Annotated in this window: 16 protein-coding genes and 1 pseudogene; 11 read left to right on the top strand and 6 right to left on the bottom strand. The window is 72.2% G+C overall.

The window, feature by feature from the left end; genetic code table 11:
- Positions 1-26: 26 nt before the first annotated feature.
- The 3 genes from AB0L45_RS16110 to AB0L45_RS16120 all read right to left on the bottom strand — a co-directional run bounded on the left by AB0L45_RS16110 (position 27) and on the right by AB0L45_RS16120 (position 2,322).
- Entirely contained in the window at positions 27-1,187 is a 1,161-nt protein-coding gene (locus AB0L45_RS16110; protein ID WP_365840310.1) for a mannosyltransferase family protein, read from the bottom strand.
- Between the two features lie 177 nt (positions 1,188-1,364).
- Complete coding sequence (locus AB0L45_RS16115; RefSeq protein ID WP_365840186.1) at positions 1,365-1,832, bottom strand: hypothetical protein; 468 nt, start codon at positions 1,830-1,832, stop codon at positions 1,365-1,367.
- On the bottom strand, positions 1,825-2,322 hold the full coding sequence (locus AB0L45_RS16120; RefSeq protein ID WP_365840312.1) for a SigE family RNA polymerase sigma factor: 498 nt from the start codon (positions 2,320-2,322) through the stop codon (positions 1,825-1,827). Before AB0L45_RS16120 ends, AB0L45_RS16115 begins: the two co-directional genes overlap by 8 nt.
- Positions 2,323-2,586: 264 nt before the next feature.
- Between AB0L45_RS16120 and AB0L45_RS16125 the strand changes: the two genes are divergently transcribed.
- Both AB0L45_RS16125 and AB0L45_RS16130 read left to right on the top strand, forming a co-directional pair.
- Positions 2,587-4,113, top strand: coding sequence for a chitinase (locus tag AB0L45_RS16125; protein WP_365840188.1), 1,527 nt, complete (start codon positions 2,587-2,589; stop codon positions 4,111-4,113).
- A 189-nt stretch (positions 4,114-4,302) separates the two neighbouring features.
- A pseudogene (locus AB0L45_RS16130) lies at positions 4,303-4,401 on the top strand (oxidoreductase); the annotation flags it as partial.
- 38 nt (positions 4,402-4,439) lie between these two features.
- Here AB0L45_RS16130 and AB0L45_RS16135 read toward each other — a convergent pair.
- Positions 4,440-5,945: an FAD-dependent oxidoreductase gene (locus AB0L45_RS16135; protein ID WP_365840189.1), complete on the bottom strand. Its 1,506-nt coding sequence runs from the start codon at positions 5,943-5,945 to the stop codon at positions 4,440-4,442.
- Between the two features lie 168 nt (positions 5,946-6,113).
- Positions 6,114-6,896, bottom strand: a complete 783-nt coding sequence (locus tag AB0L45_RS16140; RefSeq protein ID WP_365840191.1) for a class I SAM-dependent methyltransferase — start codon at positions 6,894-6,896, stop codon at positions 6,114-6,116.
- A 291-nt stretch (positions 6,897-7,187) separates the two neighbouring features.
- Here AB0L45_RS16140 and AB0L45_RS16145 point away from each other — a divergent pair, with 291 nt between their 5' ends.
- Positions 7,188-7,340, top strand: coding sequence for a hypothetical protein (locus AB0L45_RS16145; RefSeq protein WP_365840193.1), 153 nt, complete (start codon positions 7,188-7,190; stop codon positions 7,338-7,340).
- On the top strand, positions 7,337-7,960 hold the full coding sequence (locus tag AB0L45_RS16150; protein WP_365840195.1) for an MBL fold metallo-hydrolase: 624 nt from the start codon (positions 7,337-7,339) through the stop codon (positions 7,958-7,960). Before AB0L45_RS16145 ends, AB0L45_RS16150 begins: the two co-directional genes overlap by 4 nt.
- A 229-nt stretch (positions 7,961-8,189) precedes the next feature.
- Here AB0L45_RS16150 and AB0L45_RS16155 read toward each other — a convergent pair whose 3' ends face one another.
- Positions 8,190-8,621: a MerR family transcriptional regulator gene (locus AB0L45_RS16155; RefSeq protein WP_365840197.1), complete on the bottom strand. Its 432-nt coding sequence runs from the start codon at positions 8,619-8,621 to the stop codon at positions 8,190-8,192.
- Positions 8,622-9,138: 517 nt separating this feature from the next.
- Here AB0L45_RS16155 and AB0L45_RS16160 point away from each other — a divergent pair.
- The 7 genes from AB0L45_RS16160 (at position 9,139) to AB0L45_RS16190 (ending at position 16,419) form a co-directional block, all read left to right on the top strand.
- Complete coding sequence (locus AB0L45_RS16160; protein ID WP_365840198.1) at positions 9,139-10,620, top strand: SulP family inorganic anion transporter; 1,482 nt, start codon at positions 9,139-9,141, stop codon at positions 10,618-10,620.
- A 315-nt stretch (positions 10,621-10,935) separates the two neighbouring features.
- Entirely contained in the window at positions 10,936-11,937 is a 1,002-nt protein-coding gene (locus AB0L45_RS16165) for an acyl-CoA dehydrogenase (RefSeq protein ID WP_365840200.1), read from the top strand.
- Positions 11,934-12,719: a PIG-L family deacetylase gene (locus tag AB0L45_RS16170; RefSeq protein ID WP_365840202.1), complete on the top strand. Its 786-nt coding sequence runs from the start codon at positions 11,934-11,936 to the stop codon at positions 12,717-12,719. Before AB0L45_RS16165 ends, AB0L45_RS16170 begins: the two co-directional genes overlap by 4 nt.
- Positions 12,716-13,345 (top strand): SAM-dependent methyltransferase, encoded by a 630-nt coding sequence (locus tag AB0L45_RS16175; protein ID WP_365840204.1) that lies wholly within the window; start codon positions 12,716-12,718, stop codon positions 13,343-13,345. The genes AB0L45_RS16170 and AB0L45_RS16175 overlap by 4 nt, the downstream gene beginning before the upstream one ends.
- Positions 13,342-14,199 carry a glycosyltransferase gene (locus tag AB0L45_RS16180; RefSeq protein ID WP_365840206.1) on the top strand — a complete coding sequence of 286 codons (858 nt, stop codon included), beginning with the start codon at positions 13,342-13,344 and terminating at the stop codon, positions 14,197-14,199. Before AB0L45_RS16175 ends, AB0L45_RS16180 begins: the two co-directional genes overlap by 4 nt.
- A 37-nt stretch (positions 14,200-14,236) precedes the next feature.
- Positions 14,237-15,844: a helix-turn-helix transcriptional regulator gene (locus AB0L45_RS16185; protein WP_365840208.1), complete on the top strand. Its 1,608-nt coding sequence runs from the start codon at positions 14,237-14,239 to the stop codon at positions 15,842-15,844.
- Complete coding sequence (locus AB0L45_RS16190; protein ID WP_365840210.1) at positions 15,844-16,419, top strand: transcriptional regulator; 576 nt, start codon at positions 15,844-15,846, stop codon at positions 16,417-16,419. The genes AB0L45_RS16185 and AB0L45_RS16190 overlap by 1 nt, the downstream gene beginning before the upstream one ends.
- The last annotated feature ends 187 nt before the right edge of the window (positions 16,420-16,606 follow it).

Consider the following 16,606-nt stretch of genomic DNA (forward strand, 5'->3'; position numbering starts at 1 on the left):
CGTTCGGGCTGATCACCCGGCCCTGGTCACCCGGTCCAACGCCCGCTGAGGAAGGTCAGGGCGAAGACGGTGCTCAGCGGCGCGACCGCGCACAGGTACGCGGTCCTGAACCGGGGGCTGCGCAGGCTCCAGCCGGCCAGGATGATCCACAGGGGCCACCACAGGAGGGCGGCGCGGGGGATGGAGACGTACCAGTACGAGGTGCCCAGAGCGCACAGGCTGAGGGCTACGTAGACCGCCTCGGGCCAGCGGCGCTCGCGTGCCAGCACGACGAACAGCGCCACGCCGACGAGCATGACGACGAGTTCGGCCTGGAACATGAAGGCGTAGCCGGTGCTCTGGGTCTGGCCGAAGGCGTTGTGCCAGGTGTTGGCCCAGGCCTCCCAGGGGGTGTGGAAGGTGCGGTACCAGCCGCGTTCCTGAGCGCTCTTCCAGGCCGTCCAGTCGCCGGTGTGCACCTGGAGGTACCAGCTGAACAGGGCGGGAGGCAGCGCGGGCAGAGCCAGCCAGGGCAGCGCGCGCCAGTCGCGTGTGGCGCGGAGGCTGAGGAGGAAGTGGGTGGCCAGGGCCGCGGCGAGGAAGAGGCCGCTGATGCGTACGGCGGTGGCGGCGGCGGTCAGCGCCATCGCCGCCGGCCAGTTGTGGCGTCGGGCCGCCAGCCAGGCGGGCAGGGCCAGCGCCAGGAAGAGCGCCTCCGTGTAGCCCACGGCCAGGAAGACGGCGCACGGGGAGACCAGGAAGAACAGGACGGTACGCCGTCCCGCCGCGGTGCCGTGCAGGTGCTCCCGGGTGATGCGGGCCAGAGCCAGTACGGCGACGGCTCCGGAGACGAAGGAGACCGACAGCCCGGCCAGGGCCCAGTCCGGCACGAGCACGTGGACGGCGCGCAGCACGAGGGGAAAGCCGGGGAAGAAGGCTTCCCGATTGTCCCAGTCGGGCAGCCACGGCCCGGCCTGGCCGGGGAAGTAGCCCTGCTGGGCGATGTGCAGGAAGTGGTCCCAGTCCCAGTGCTGGAACGGCGCGAGGGACGGGCCGGGGTCGTGGGTGGCGGAGTTGGCGGGGAACAGCCACCGGGCGCAGTACGCCGTGAGCCAGATACCTATTCGGGTCGACAGGTACAGCCACAGGATGTCCCGGTCCGCCGGGCCGAGGCGCCAGGCCGTACGGCCCGGCAGTCTCCAGCGCACCCGGCCGGTCCGGGCGGCGGGTTCCGGGGGGTGCGGGCTGTGCCGGGGTGCCGCAGGGACAGGGGGGTGCTCGCGCGCGGAGACGGGCGAAGCGGGCATGACGAGTTCCTTGGGTGTGGGGGCAGGCAGGGCGGATCACCCGGCGGCGGTCCGCCAGGTCAGGAAGCGGGAGCCGGCTCAGGGCGGTGAGGTGGCCGTGCCTTGAGTGGAGCGCGGCGGGAGCGAGGGGTCGGTGGTGTACTCCGGAGTGGGCGGGGCGGTGGAGCGGAGGGCGGTGGGCGTGGAGGTGGGGGAGGGCGGGGCGGTGGAACGGGGCGCGGTGGGCGTGGAGGTGGACGAGGGGGGAGCGGTGGAACCGGGCGCGGTGGGTGTGGGGGAGGGCCGCCGGTCCGGCGACGGCCGGTCGGGCGGGGGCGTGCCGGCCGGGCCCACGGGGGCCGGGGTACGGGAGAGCAGCGCGGCCGTGGTCGCGACGCCGCCTCCGAGGGCCAGGCAGGCCGCCGTCGCCAGCGCGGCGATGCGCCGCCGGCGCAGCCGCCGTCCGCGCGCGGAGATCTCGGCGGCCGGTGCGGCCGCGGCACCGTCGCGGCCGGCGTCGGCCGCTTGCTGGAACAGGGACCGCAGCGGGTCCTGGGGCTCAGACACCGGGCGCCTCCTCGATGCGCGGGTCGTGCAGTCGGTCGGCGAGCGCCTTGCGGCCACGGCTCAGGTGCGTCTTGACGGTGCTCGCCGACAGCCCCGTCTCGCCCGTGATCTGTTCGACGGTCAGGTCGCACAGGTAGTGCAGGGTGAGCGTGCGGCGCTGCTGTACGGGCAGCTCACGCAGCGCCTCGACCAGGGCGACCTGCCCCGGCTCCGGCCCCTCGACATGGGGCGGGACGCCGCTGCGCCGCCAGGCGTCGGCGCTGCGGCGCAGGCGCCGCCACCGGCTGACGGCCAGCCGCCAGGCGACCGTGCGGATCCATGCCTCCGGCCGGCCGCTCCGGTCGAGCTCCCGACGCCGGTTCCAGCCCCGTACGAACGCCTCCTGCACCACGTCCTGCGCCTCGTGCAGGTCGCCGAGCATCACGTACAGCTGTCCCGTGAGCCGCGCGACCGTCTGGGCGTAGAACTCTTCGAACTCCTCGACGGTCAACAGCCACTCCCGGATCTCTCGCTTCACCTGCCATACGCCCCCCATGTGGCGTTCGGTCGACATGCAGGACGAAAAATCATCGTGATGCCGGTCACCAGCAAATCGGTGCGGCGCGCCCGGCTGCCCACCGGGGTGGCGGTACGGCGCTGGTCTCCGTTTGGTCCAGACCATTGACATGCCCCTGCCCTCAGGAGGAGTTTCTTCCCGGCCCCGTGTCACACGGGGCGCACGGGTCACCCCCTCACCTGCTGGACGGAACAGACCATGAGACGCATCCCTTCCTTACGCACGGCCCTCACCGCCGCCGCGACCGCGTTCGCCGCACTCGGCCTCACCGTGACCGGAGCCGGCGGCGCGTCGGCCGCGACGCCCCTGCCGGCCCACGTCTTCGCCCCCTACTTCGAGTCGTGGACCGGCGAGAGCCCCGCCGCGAAGGCCGCCGAGTCGGGCGCCGGGCACCTGACGATGGCGTTCATCCAGACGGCCACGAAGGGCTCCTGCACGCCCCTGTGGAACGGCAGTACGAGCATGCCGATCTCCCCGGCCACCTTCGGCAGCGACATCAAGACCATCCAGGCCCGGGGCGGCGACGTCATCCCCTCGTTCGGCGGCTACACCGCGGACACCACCGGCACCGAGATCGCCGACAGCTGCACCGACGTCCAGCAGATCGCCGCCGCGTACGAGAAGGTCGTCACGACCTACGACATCAGCCGGCTCGACATGGACATCGAGGTCGACGCGCTGGACAACACCGCGGGCATCGACCGGCGCAACAAGGCGATCAAGCGCGTCCAGGACTGGGCGGCGGCCAACGGCCGCAAGCTCGACATCTCCTACACCCTGCCGACCACCACCCGCGGCCTCGCCGCCGACGCGGTCGCGCTGCTGAAGAACGCGGTGAGCAACGGCACCAAGGTCGACGTGGTCAACCTGATGACGTTCGATTACTACGACAACGCCGCCCACGACATGGCGAAGGACACCGAGACCGCCGCCCAGGGCCTGCACGACCAGCTCGCACGGCTCTACCCGGACAAGAACGACGCCCAGCTCTGGGGCATGATCGGCGTCACCGAGATGCCCGGGGTCGACGACTTCGGCCCCGCCGAGACCTTCACCCTGGCCCATGCCCGCCAGGTCTACGCCTGGGCCACCGCCAAGAAGATCAACACCCTGTCGTTCTGGGCGCTCCAGCGCGACAACGGAAGCTGCCCCGGCGGCCCGGCAGCGGACCACTGCTCCGGCATCGAGCAGCAGACCTGGGACTTCACCCGGATCTTCGCGCCCTTCACCAGCGGTTCCAGCACCCCGCAGAACGACTTCTCGGTGACGGCGGCACCCGCCGCCGGATCGGTGACCGCCGGCGGCACGGCCACCACCACGATACGGACCGCGGTGACCGCCGGCGCGCCCCAGAAGGTGGACCTGACCGTCAGCGGCGTCCCCGCGGGCGTCACCGCCTCGCTCAGCCCCGGCTCCGTCACCGCGGGCGGCTCCTCCACCCTGACCCTCACCACCACCACCGCCGCGGCCGCGTCCGGCACCCACCACATCACCGTCACCGGCACCGGGCCCTCCGGCCGCCACACGGCGACGTACGACCTGACCGTCACCGGCGGCAGCGGCGGCCGGTGCACGGCCGCGCCCTGGGCCGCCGGCGCGGTCTACACCGCCGGCCAGGAAGTCTCGCACCAGGGCCACACCTGGAAGGCCAAGTGGTGGACGACGGGCGAGGAGCCCGGCACCACCGGCGAGTGGGGCGTGTGGCAGGACCTCGGTTCCTGCTGACGGGCTGTCACGCGAGACGCCGTGCCCTGGGCGACGGAAGTCCGGGGGCGGCGTTCAGCCCCCGGAGGGCCGGAAGCCGCCCGCGGCCCCGGCGCCGCAGCCGCTTGCGCCCGCCGCGCCGGACCTGCACGTCGTACTGCGGCCACCACCCACGTACGTGGTCGCTGCCGGCCAGCAGGCCGCGTGCCTCCTGCGGTGACGATCGCGGACGCCATCGCCTACGCCGTCCAGCAGCCGGACCAGGTCGACGTGAACGAGATCGTGGTGCGGCCTGCTGCGCAGCGGTGACGGCCGCCGGGGGCCAGGGGGACGACGTCGAGGTCTGATCACCTGCTGCGGGAGTGATACGTGCGGGCTGCCCGCAGGTAATCGGCCAGCCAGTCGGCGGGGTGCGGGTGGCCGGTGGCGGGGGCGGCGAGGACGAAGGCGAGCAGGAGGATTTCGGGGGCCAGCGCGACGGGGTGGTCCAGTTTCTCGTGGAGCCGGCGGGCCCGGTCGCGTACGAAGCCGGTCACCAGGTCGTCGTCGAGGAAGAACGGCAGGTCCAGCCCGTGCTCGTAGGCCGTCGCGGTGGCGTGCGCGGCGGATTCCGTGAGGGACTCTTCCACGGTCATGGTCTCGATCGGTGCGCGTTCCGGGGTGAACCACGCCCTGTCGGTGCCGGGCGGGGCGGCGGCGCCGAAGAGATGATCGGCCACTTGGCGGGCGATGACCGGTGAGCCGTGGAAGCCGTCGCGGTAGGTGCCGGTGGCGAACACGAGTCCCTTCACGGAGCAGGGGCCGATCAGGGGGAAACAGTCCAGGGCGATCGGCCGCCTGCCCCACACCCATCCCGTGAGCCGACTGGTGGCGACCGTCCGGTCGATCTCCTCGCGCACGGTGCGGATCAAAGTCTCGGCGGAGCCGACAGCGGGGCCGTCGGGGCGGTGGCAGGTGATGAAGTTGGTCGCGCCGAGGTAGTACCGGCCCGTCGTCGGCAACGGCACCACGTGAACGCCGCAACTGGCACCGCGGTTCGGCGTACGGACCACGTACGGTGTGCCGCCGGGGCGCGTGCGCCGGGTCAGCAGCGCTGACCCCGCCCCGTGCAGCAAGGGAGGCACCGCGCCCGGCGGCAGTACGCCGGCGGCCAGCTCGCCGCTCGCGCTGCCCGCGGCGAGGACCACCGCGTCGGCCTCCACGGTGCTGCCGTCCGCCAGCCGTACTCCGCGTACGGCTCCGGAGGTGGCCAGTACCCGCCGTACCGCCGCCGGTACGACACGCACTCCGTACCGCCGGGCGGCCGCTTCCAGCGCGTCCAGGAGGGCGCGCGCATCGACACAGCCCTCACGGTGCAGGTACAGCGCACGGAAGGGGCGGGCACGCGGTGCGGGCAGCAGACCGGGGATGTCGCCGGGATCGACCAGGTCGTGCGGCTCGCCGTACTCATGGACCGTGCGGCACATGGCCGCGAAGTTCTCGGCAGCGATCGACCCGGGCCCGTCGCCGAGCAGGACGACGGTACCCGGAAGGTGTGAGGCCGCCGCCGCCTCACCGACAGGCGGCCCAGCCTCCTCGGCGAGCTGCTCCAGCCACGCGGGCCACCGGTCCAGTGCGGCGCGAGCGAGCGCGAATTTCGCTCGCGCCGCCGGGTGCCTGCCGGTGTACTGCGTCACCTCCGCGAAGCAGTTGAGCATCGCCCCCGCCGCGGGGGTGGCCGCTCCCTCCCGCCCCGGCGGGCCGATCAGCGCCACCCGCGACGTGGGCGCGCGCCGGGCGACCTCCACCGCCACCGACAGGCCCAGCACTCCGTCACCCACGACGGCGACGTCCACTCCCTGCGTGTCGTCCATCGCACCCGCTCTCCGCCCGCATCGCCTGTGCGCCGCGCTCGCTCGTGTCACCGGTCCTGGCTGGACCGGTCTCCGGCCGGTTTCCGGCCGGCTGCGGACCGGACCAGCCGGCCTCTGCTCGCCGCCCGTGGGGCCGCGCGGAGCGCACCGTGGTCGCAGTCTTCCGCCCTATCGGCAGAGCGGGGCCCCGGCCTGAGCAGCCGGGGTGTCGCCGGCGCGGCAGCGCAGCATCTCCAGCGGGGGATTGGCGAGGAAGTCCGCCCAGAAGTCCGCGCCGAACCTGCGCACGCCGGCGTCGGACACCTCCAGTGGTACCCAGGTCACCTCGCCGAACCCGGCCGCCCGCAGGCACTGCTCGTAGACCTCGCGGCGCGGGCAGGTGGTGACGAACGAGACCGGCGGTTCGAGCAGCGCCGTGATCCGCACGTACGGTCCGGTCTCGGCCTGCTCGCCGGTCGGCTCGCTGAGGAAGCCGTACGCGCGCATGGAGGGACCGTCGAATCGGTAGTCAGGTGACTGGTTGAGCAGGAAGAACTCGGCGCCGGGCGCCAGACTCCGGCGCACGTTGCGGCACATGCGCTCCATGGCCGCGATGTCCTGCGCGTAGTTGAGCAGCTGGACCGCCGTGGCGACCTCGAACTGCCGGCCCAGGGGCCGCAATGCGGCGACATCGCCCACCTCGTAGCGCACACCCAGCGGTCGGCGCTCCTCCAGTTCCCGCGCCACGGCGACCATTTCGCCGGAGATGTCGACTCCCAGCACTTCCGCGGCGCCGCGCCGCTTGAACTCCCGGCTGTAGAAACCGGTGCCGGAGGCCAGGTCGAGGACCGACTTGCCGTGTACGTCCCCGACCATGGCCAGGAAGCCGGGCACCTCCGCGAAGTGCGCCAGCGGCAGGGACTTGAAGCCCTCGAACGCCTCGCCGATCTCGTCGTACTGCTGCACGCTCACTGTGTCGTTCTCCCCGTGTCTCGTCGAGTCGCGCTCTTGGCCCGGGCAGTCTCCCTGCACGTCGGCGGGCCTTCGTACTGGCAGAAGGCACAAAGATGCGGGCGTGGTTCCGGTGTCCTGTACGGACATCTCTAGAACGGCCGTTCTGCTGCCGGTAGGAGCGACCGTTCTAAGAACGCTGGTTCTAGTGGCGCGCGCACTCAACCCCGGTATGCGGTTTGCGGGCATGCCTGGACGGCAGGCCGTGCCGAACCGGACCGAACCGGACCGTGACGCAAAGGAGACGACGCCGTGCGACTGCGACGCTTGGGGTGGGCCGGCGTGGAACTCGAACACGCCGGACAGGCGCTGGTCATCGACCTCATCGAGGACGCCTCGCCGCTGTTCTCGTACGAGAAGTTCCCGGCGGCCTCCGCCCCGGGGAGACGGTGGCGCCGCTGGTGACGCACCTGCACTCCGATCACGCCGATCCGGTGGCCATCCGCAAGGCGCTGGCTGCCGGTGCGCCCGTGTACCGGCCCGAGCCGGTCGTCGGGCCGGATGGCGACCTCAAATGGACCTGTGAGGTGGAAGGTTCATTCCGTGCGCACGGCATCGCCGCCGAGGTCGTACGGCCGTGGGAGGAGCGCAGCGCCGGCCCGTTCCGTATCGGCGCGGGCCCCTTCGTCGACGGGCTGGGGGATCCGCAGCTGTGCTGGGTCGTCGAGTGCGACGGCCTGCGCGTCTTCCATGGCGGGGACACCGTGTTCCACGGTCACTGGTGGTCGATCGCACGGCGATTCGGCCCGGTGGACGTCGCGTTCGTTCCCGTCAACGACCCGACGGTCGAACTGCCCCACCTGCGGCCGCCGAGCCCGTTCCACGCCGCCATGCTCCCGGAGGAGGCCGCGGTCGCGGCCCACATCCTGGGCGCCCGCGTCGCGGTCCCCATGCACTACGGCACGCTGCACAAGCCTCCCGTCCACGTCGAGACGCCGCGGGCGGTCGAACGTTTCGAGAAGCGCACGACGGAACTGGGCGTCACTCCCTCGGTCACGCCTCCCGGGGAGTGGTTCACCCTGTAGGCCGCACCGCTACGCTAGAACCAGCGTTCTAGTGTAGGGGGAGGGCCGGGGTTGACCGCGGTGGACATCGCGGGGGAGGGGTGAGGGCCGAAGGGATCGGTTCCGGTTTTGCCGGTGGCTCCGGTGGCTCCGGTGGCTCCGGCAGTTCCAGTAGTCCCGGTGCCCCCGGTAACCCCGGTAGCTTCAGCACCGTCGCGGCGGTCGGAGCGCTCTCGGCGGGGGACCGTCGTCATGGGCGGGTGCCGCCGGAGCCAGGATCCAGGCCAGGCCCGGGTGCAAGGCGCTCGCGGAGTGTGGCGGCGAAATCCTCGGCGCGCGCCAGCTGGGTGCGGAGCTTCTCCACCTGTTCGGCCGCGTCCCGCTCGTAACCACGGATCCGGCCCAACAAGGCGTCCCGCTCGGCGTCCGTCAGTTCTCCGCCGGCATCGAGGCGGTCGGTGGCTTCCAGGAGGTCGCGCATCTGGTCGAGGGTGAAGCCGAGCGGTTTCATACGGCGGATGACCATCAGGCGGGCGACGTCGGCCTCGGTGTACAGGCGGAAGCCGCCCTGGGAGCGGGCCGAGGGGGTGACCAGGCCGGTCTCCTCGTAATGCCGGATGGTGCGCAGGGACAGTCCGGTCCGTGCGGCGACCTCGCCGATCTGCATGTGCTCGCTGCTCACGCGGGCGTCCGTCCTTTCCGCATGTGCGAGGCCGCAGACGGCCATGTCGTTCTTGGCGCTGTCGTTCCCGCCGCTGTCGTTCCCGCCACTTCGGTCTCCATCGATCTCTACCCTTACGTCAGGGTAGAGTAGGAGCCTGTCGGCATCGTCAACGGCATCAGGTGTCTGTCCATCCGCCTGTCTGTCTGCCTGTCGTACCGCTTCCATGAAGGCGGGACGGCTGCTGCTCCGTGACCGTCAGCCGTGTCGGGGCCGACGACGCCTCCGGCGAAGACCGTAGCCTGTGCAGAATCGAGCGTACGCGCATGTCCATGACGCCCGCCGCCGCTGCCTGCCCGCCGTGATCCTTCGCCCCAGGGCATGAGCGGGCGCCGCCGAGACAGGCCGGCCCGCCGCCCACCCCCCCCCGCGTCCTTCTCCTTCCGTGCGTCCCGGCCGTCAGCTCCGCGGGGCGTGCCCGAGCACGACAGGTTCCCTGCCCTTGTCTTCCGCACCCTCCACACCCGGCGTAGCCTCCGTGGCCGCGCGCCTGCGCGGCCTGAAGCCCGACTGGCTGTCCGACCCGAAGGTCTGGCGCACCGAGATCCTGGGCGGCCTGGTCGTGGCCCTGGCCCTGATTCCCGAGGCGATCTCGTTCTCGGTGATCGCCGGGGTCGACCCGGCGATCGGCCTGTTCGCGTCCTTCACCATGGCCGTGACGATCTCGGTCGTCGGCGGGCGCCGGGCGATGATCTCGGCGGCGACCGGTGCGGTCGCCCTGGTGATCGCTCCCATGAACCGTGAACACAGCCTGGGTCACCTGATCGCCACCGTCATCCTGGCCGGCGTCTTCCAGATCGCCCTGGGCGCTCTCGGCGTGGCCAAGCTGATGCGGTTCGTCCCGCGCTCGGTGATGGTCGGCTTCGTCAACGCGCTGGCCATCCTGGTCTTCATGGCGCAGGTGCCCGAGATGCACGACGTGCCGTGGGCCGTCTACCCGCTGATCATCGGCGGGCTCGCCCTCCTGGTGTTCTTCCCCAAGGTCACCAAGGTGGTCCCGGCCCCGCTGGTGTCCATCGGCATCCTCACCGCGATCACGGTCGCCGCCGGGATCGCCGTCCCGACCGTCGGCGACAAGGGTGAGCTGCCCTCCGCCCTCCCCGTACCCGGCCTGCCGGACGTCCCCTTCACGATGGACACCCTGACCACCATCGCCCCCTACGCGCTCGCCATGGCGCTGGTCGGCCTGATGGAGTCGCTGATGACCGCCAAGCTCGTCGACGACATCACCGACAGCCGCTCCTCGAAGACCCGCGAGTCGATCGGCCAAGGCATCGCCAACATCGTCACCGGCTTCCTCGGCGGCATGGGCGGCTGCGCCGTGATCGGCCAGACGATGATCAACGTGAAGGTCTCCGGCGCCCGCACCCGCCTGTCCACGTTCCTGGCCGGATCGTTCCTGATGGTGCTGTGCATCGTCTTCGGCCCCGTCGTCTCCGAGATTCCCATGGCCGCCCTGGTCGCCGTCATGGTGATGGTGTCGTGCGCGACGTTCGACTGGCACTCCATCGCTCCGAAGACCCTCAAGCGGATGCCCGCCGGTGAGATCACCGTCATGCTGATCACCGTGGTCGCGGTGGTCGCCACCCACAACCTCGCCGTCGGCGTGGTCGTCGGTTCCGTCACCGCGATGGTCATCTTCGCCCGGCGCGTCGCCCACCTCGCCGAGGTCACCCCCGCCCCCGGCCCCGACGACGGCACGGTCGTCTACGCGGTCACCGGCGAACTCTTCTTCGCCTCCTCCAACGACCTCGTCGGCCAGTTCCGTTACGCCACCGATCCCGACCGCGTCGTCATCGACCTGTCCGCCGCGCACATCTGGGACGCCTCTTCGGTCGCCGCCCTCGACGCCATCGAAACCAAGTACCGACAGCGCGGCAAAACCGTCGAGATCACCGGTCTCAATGCCCCGAGCGCCCACCTCCACGACAAACTCAGCGGCGAACTCACCGGCCACTGAGCCTCTGTTCTGAAGGGCCGCCTGCTCCGGTCCGAATGGCTGCCCGGCCTGTTCTGAATGGCCGTCGGCCCTGGCCGGCCTGCCGTCTCGAAAGTCCGCCATTCCTGAGGCCGCCCTCCGAAAGGCCGTCCGGACCAGCATCCGTCACGCACAGAAATCCCCGCGACACAGACGATCACCAAGCGGCGGCGCCGTAATAAGAAAGCACTCGCGGGGTATCCGGGATCGCACCGGCCCATCACGAGATGCGGGCCGTAACCCTTTTCCCGGAGGCGACCGCCGCACCGGCACGCTGTGCGAAAGGTGAGACCAGAAGTGACTGTGGCAGGAGACATCGGATGCGCCGTTCCGGACGCCGAGGAATTGCGGCGTTCGGTGGCCGACCGGTTCCGTACCTGGGTGGACACCGAAGCCCACCACCTGCCCCTGCCGGGAGCGGGCCGTACCCAGGAGCGCTTCGCCGCCCTGTACGCGCTCGGCCGGACCGACCTGTCGCTGGCCCGCCTGGCGGAGGGCCACGCCGACGCCGCGGCCATCCTCCAGGAACTGGGCGCGGCCCCGCCCGGCCCGGGCGAGCGTTGGGGCGTGTGGGCCGCGCAGCCACCCGGTACGGGCCTGCAAGCGCGCCAGGAGGGCGGCCAGTGGCTGCTGGACGGGCACAAGGCGTACTGCTCGTGGGCACACGCGTGCACCCACGCCCTGGTCACCGCCGACACTCCGGACGGCCGCCAGCTGTTCGCCGTACGCACCGACCACCCCGGTTACGCGCCCCTGGAGGGGACCTGGCAGGCCATCGGCATGGCCGGCAGCGACACACCTGACGTGCGTTTCACGGCAGTGCCGGGCCGGCCCGTCGGCGAAGTGGGGGCCTACCTGGACCGTCCGGGCTTCCAGCACGGCGGGATAGGGGTCGCCGCCTGCTGGCTCGGCGGGGCGCGCGCCGTCGCCGACACCCTGCAGCACAGCGCGCGCACCACGGACCCGCTGACCGCCGCGCACCTCGGCGCGGTGGACGTGGCGCTGCACGCCGCGCACAGCGCGCTACGGGAAGCTGCGCGAGCCATCGACGCCGACCCGCTCGACACCGAGGGCACCGCCCGACTGCGCAGCCTGCGCGTCAGGGCGATAGCGGAGCGCGCCTGCCGCGACGTCCTGGACCGGGTAGGGCGGGCGACCGGCGCAGGCCCCCTGTGTCACGACCCGCGGCACGCCCGTAACGCCGCCGACCTGGCGGTCTACATCCGCCAGCACCACGCCGACCGCAACCTCGCCGAGCTCGGCGCCCTGGTCGCGCAGGAAGCCGGGCCGCGGCGATGACCGAGACCTTCGACCGCGAGGCGGCCGCCGAAGCCATCGACGCCCCCGGCACCCCGGAAGAGCACTGGGCCGCCTGGGCCGGCCTGGCACGGCTGCCCGTCGTACAGCCGCCGTCCGGGCCCGTCGTGGTGGTCGCCGCCCACCCCGACGACGAGGTCCTCGGCTTCGGCGGCACGATGGCGCAACTCCCCGGCCCGGTCCACCTCGTGACCGTCACCGACGGGGAAGGCTCCCACCCGCACCTGCCCGCGGGCCGGATCGCCGCGCTGCGAGCGGCCGAGCTCGAACGCGCCCTCGGTGACCTCGCCCTGCGCGAGCACCGTACGTACCGGCTGCACGTCCCGGACACCGACGTCGGCGCGCACGAGAAGCAGCTGACACGGCAGCTCAGCACGGTGCTGCGGCAGACCGGCGCCCGGCTGTGCGTCGCACCGTTCACCGGCGACCTGCATGCCGACCACGAGGCGGCCGGGCGGGCTGCGGCGGCCGCCGCCCGGCAGACCGGTACGCCGTGCTGGCACTACCCGGTGTGGATGTGGCACTGGGCCTCACCCGGCGACCCGCGAGTGCCCTGGGACACCGCCCGCCGCCTGCCCCTGCCCGCCTGGGCCCAGGCCCGCAAGCAGGCAGCGATCCGCCAGTTCACCAGCCAGATCACCCCTCTCGACGTCGATACCGACCTCGAAGCCGCCCCCGCTCCCGCCCCTGCCCCCGGATCCGTGATCCTGCCGCCCGCCGAACTCGCCCACCACACCCGCCCCTTCGAGACGGTCTTCATATGAGCACCAGCCAGGCCACGCCCCCGTCCTACTTCGACACCATGTACGCCGGCTCCGCCGACCCCTGGCAGCTGGCGGACCGGTGGTACGAGCAGCGCAAGTACGCCCTGACCGTTGCCGCCCTGCCCCGCCGCCGCTACCGCCGGGCCTTCGAGCCGGGCTGTTCCGTCGGCGTCCTGACCCGACTGCTGGCCGAACGGTGCGACGAAGTGCTGGCCACCGACCGGGTACCGGCAGCCGTCCAGGCAGCCGCCGCCCGCAACCGCGACCAGGCGCACGTCCAGGTGCGCCCTCTGGCAATTCCGGACCAGTGGCCCGAAGACACCTTCGACCTCATCGTCCTCTCGGAGCTGCTGTACTACTTCGACGACGCCGCCTTGCACGCGGTCCTCTCCCGTACCGTCGACAGCCTCCAGCCCGGCGGAACGTTGATCACTGCGCACTGGAACCATCCGGTCGAAGACCATCTGCGTACGGGATCCCAGCTCGCCCCGCTGCTCTCCGCCGTACCGGAACTCGCCCCCGTCACCCGGCTCGACGACACCGACTTCGTACTGCAGACCTTCACCCGACGCCTGCCCGACGGCAGCGCCACCCCCGCCCCCGCGGCAGCCGAGGGGCTGGTGTGAACCACTCGCTCCCGCCCGCGCCTCCCACCGCCCTGGTGGTCGCCGTCCCCGCTCACGACGAAGCCGCGACCCTGCCCTCCGTCCTCCGGGCCCTGCACACCGCCACCCGCCACCCGCGGCTGCGCGCACAGGACCTGCCGGTGGTCACCGTCGTCGCCGCCGACGCCTGCTCCGACGGCACCGCTGCGCTCGCCCGCCGCTACGGCGCCCACGTCGTCCAGCTCGCCCGGCGCAACGTCGGCGCGGCCCGGGCCGCCGCCGTCGCACACGGCCTCGACCTCCTCGGGTCTGCTGCCGAACACGCCTGGATCGCCACCACCGACGCCGACACCCTCGTTCCCGCCGACTGGCTGGCCTACCAGATCCAGCAGGCCACCGCCGGGTGGGACTGCGTCCTGGGCACCATACGTATCGCTCCTCACCCCACCCTCAGCACCACCATCGCCCAGCACCACCACACCCGTTACTTCGCCGGCCGCCCTGAACACAGCCACACCTGGAACCACCCGCACGTACACGGCGCCAACCTGGGTGTCGCCGCCCCCGCCTACCACCGGGCCCACGGCTTCCCCGCCCTCACCCACAGCGAGGACCACGCCCTGGTGGCCGCACTGCAACGCACCGGCGCCCGCATCCTCAGCACCGACGACTGCCCGGTCCTCACCTCCGGACGGACCACTCCCCGCGCCCCGCACGGCTTCGGCGCCTACCTGCACAACCTGCGCCCGACGCCCGTGCCGGCAGCGCTCTCGACGCCGTCCCCGGCCCCGGTCCCGGTCCCGTCTCCGGCCCCGGGCTCGCCGCGTCGGTCGCGCCCTCATGATGCAACGGAGTCCGTAACATGCGCCAAATGAGCGCCCAATACCCGCCCAATGTTGCTAGGGTGAGGGGATGTCCGAGGGTGAGCGTCCGAGTGTAGAAGCGTTGCTGGAGGAGGCGCGGCTGGCGGCGACCATGCCGTCCCCGGCGGAGCGGCTGCGGCTGCGTACCGCTGCCGGTCTGTCGCGTACGCAGGTGGCACAGGCGTGCGCGGTGGGGCGTCAGACAGTGGCGAACTGGGAGGCCGGGACCAGTGACCCGGCACCGCCGGCGCGGCTGAAGTACCTGCAACTGCTGGAGGGCCTGGCCCGGATCCACCCCGCCCCCGCCCAGACCCCCACCGTTCCCGGTCCGGCAGCCCCGGCAGCCCCGGCAGCCCCGGCAATCCCGGCAGTCCCCGTCGCCCCGACCCCGCCGACTCCGCCGGTCCCCGCGGCCCCGGTGGCCGCCGAGGCCCGGAGCGCCTTCGGGCCCGACGGCCTGGTCGTCCAGGGCGAGACGGCCCCGTGCCTGCGCTGCGGTGCGCCCACCCCCTACAAGGCGACCGACGGCCGTTCCCTGCACCCGGGCGGCTTCTGCCCCGTACCCGCCGCGCCCGGGCACCCGGCGGCGGAGCCGACGACGAGCCCGGCGGCAGCGGCCGCGCAGAGCGCGCAGCGCCACCACGCGCAGCGCCGCGCCCGTTCGGCCGCCCGCGCTCAGGCCGACACCGAGCAGCTCATCGTCCGTGCGGTACGGACGGAACTCGACAAGGCCAGGGGCGACGCCGACGCCGCGATCGCCGCGCTCGTCAAGCGGGCGATCCCTGATGTGATGGCGCTGTTCGACGAGACCCGGGCCAATGCCCGGTACGACTACACCGCCTACCCGGCGCTGCCGGACATCCTGCACAAACCGAGGAAGGGCGACCCCGACCTGATCTGGGAGGCCCGCCCGTCCTGGCGCCACCCGGACTATCGCCGCCACCCCGACGGCGACCTCCACGTCACGGCACTGGACGTCAACGCGGCGTACCTGTCGGCGATGAAGACGTGGCTGCCGATCGGCAAACTGGAGCACTCCACCGACGGCACCCACGACCGCAAACGCGCCGGGGTCCACCTGATCACCCCGCCCGCCTGGGACCACCGCGAACTCCCCAACCCCCTCGGCGACCGCGACGAGCCGGGCCCGCTGTGGGTGACGGAATCCACCCTGCGCCTCCTGCTGCGCCTCGCGGGCCCCAAGTACCGCCTCCTGGACGAGCCGCCCGTCATCCACGAGTCGTGGACCTCCGGCGCCACCGAGAACTTCCTCGACGCCCTGCGCGTACTGCTGGCCGGAGCCCGCAGCGCAGCCATCGAGTCCGGGGACGAGGTGACCGAGGCGTATGTGAAGGCGATGTACGCCAAGTTCGTCTCCACCCTGGGGGAGTCGGTGCACAACCGGGAGATCGAACGCCCCGACTGGATGCACATCGTGCGCTCCCAGGCGTTCGCGAACCTGTGGAACCGCGCCTACAAGGCCCACCAGGCCGGCCTGACCGTCATCAGCGTCATGGGTACGGACGAGCTGCACGTCGCCGGTGACTGGCGCACCGTCTTCCCCGAGGGCCGCGGCCTGAGCGAAATGAAGATCAAGGCCGACCGCGACGGCGACCCCGTCCAGTACACCGTCGTCATGCCTGACGGGGCCCGCTGATGGCGGGGCGGTGGAGGGAGCTGGGCCGTTACGCGGCCGAGGGCATGGGCGGCGGCGACGCCCTCGGCCACGGCATCGAACGCATGGTCACCGGCCTGCAGTCCTCCCCGCACTCCGAGCGCGGCATCGCCGCCCGCCTGCGCTACCTGACCACCTCCGAAGCCGGCTACGCGGCCATGGACCGCGCCGGGATCAACGTCAGCGCCCGCACCCTCTACGCCTGGCTCGCCGAGGAACGCTCCCCGAACCCGGCCAACCGCAAGAAGCTGGACGACGCGTACTGGGACCTGCGCCGCCGCAACGTCGCCACCGACCTCAAACGCCGGCTGATGTCCCGCGGCGGCACCCGCATCGAGATCAACCCGGTCGACCAGACCCGCGTCGAATCCCGCTACCGACGCGACCTGGCCCCCCGCCGCCTGACCGTCCGCCCGCGCTACTGGGACGCGGCCGTGGACGCATGGCTGGCCGACGACGCCGAAGCGTTGGACCGCATCTGGGACGACCTGATCCCCGACCTGGGTTCCGATTACGACGCTTACAGCAACGTCTCCTCCTTGGGCTGGGCTGCCTGATCGTCTGACCTTCTGGCCGTCAGACGTCGGTCGGCGTTTCGTGGCGCTGCCGGCAGGTGAGCTTGGCGGTCTGGTCCGGCACCGAGGAGAGAAGGGAGGATGGCGAAGACTGGTCACCGATAGGTCGCCCGGATCCGGGCGAGTCGAAAAGCAGACCCCGGCCCGTTCCGGCGCCGAACCGGCTTCT

The sequence above is a fragment of the Streptomyces sp. NPDC052496 genome, assembly GCF_040679095.1.
GTDB lineage: Bacteria > Actinomycetota > Actinomycetes > Streptomycetales > Streptomycetaceae > Streptomyces.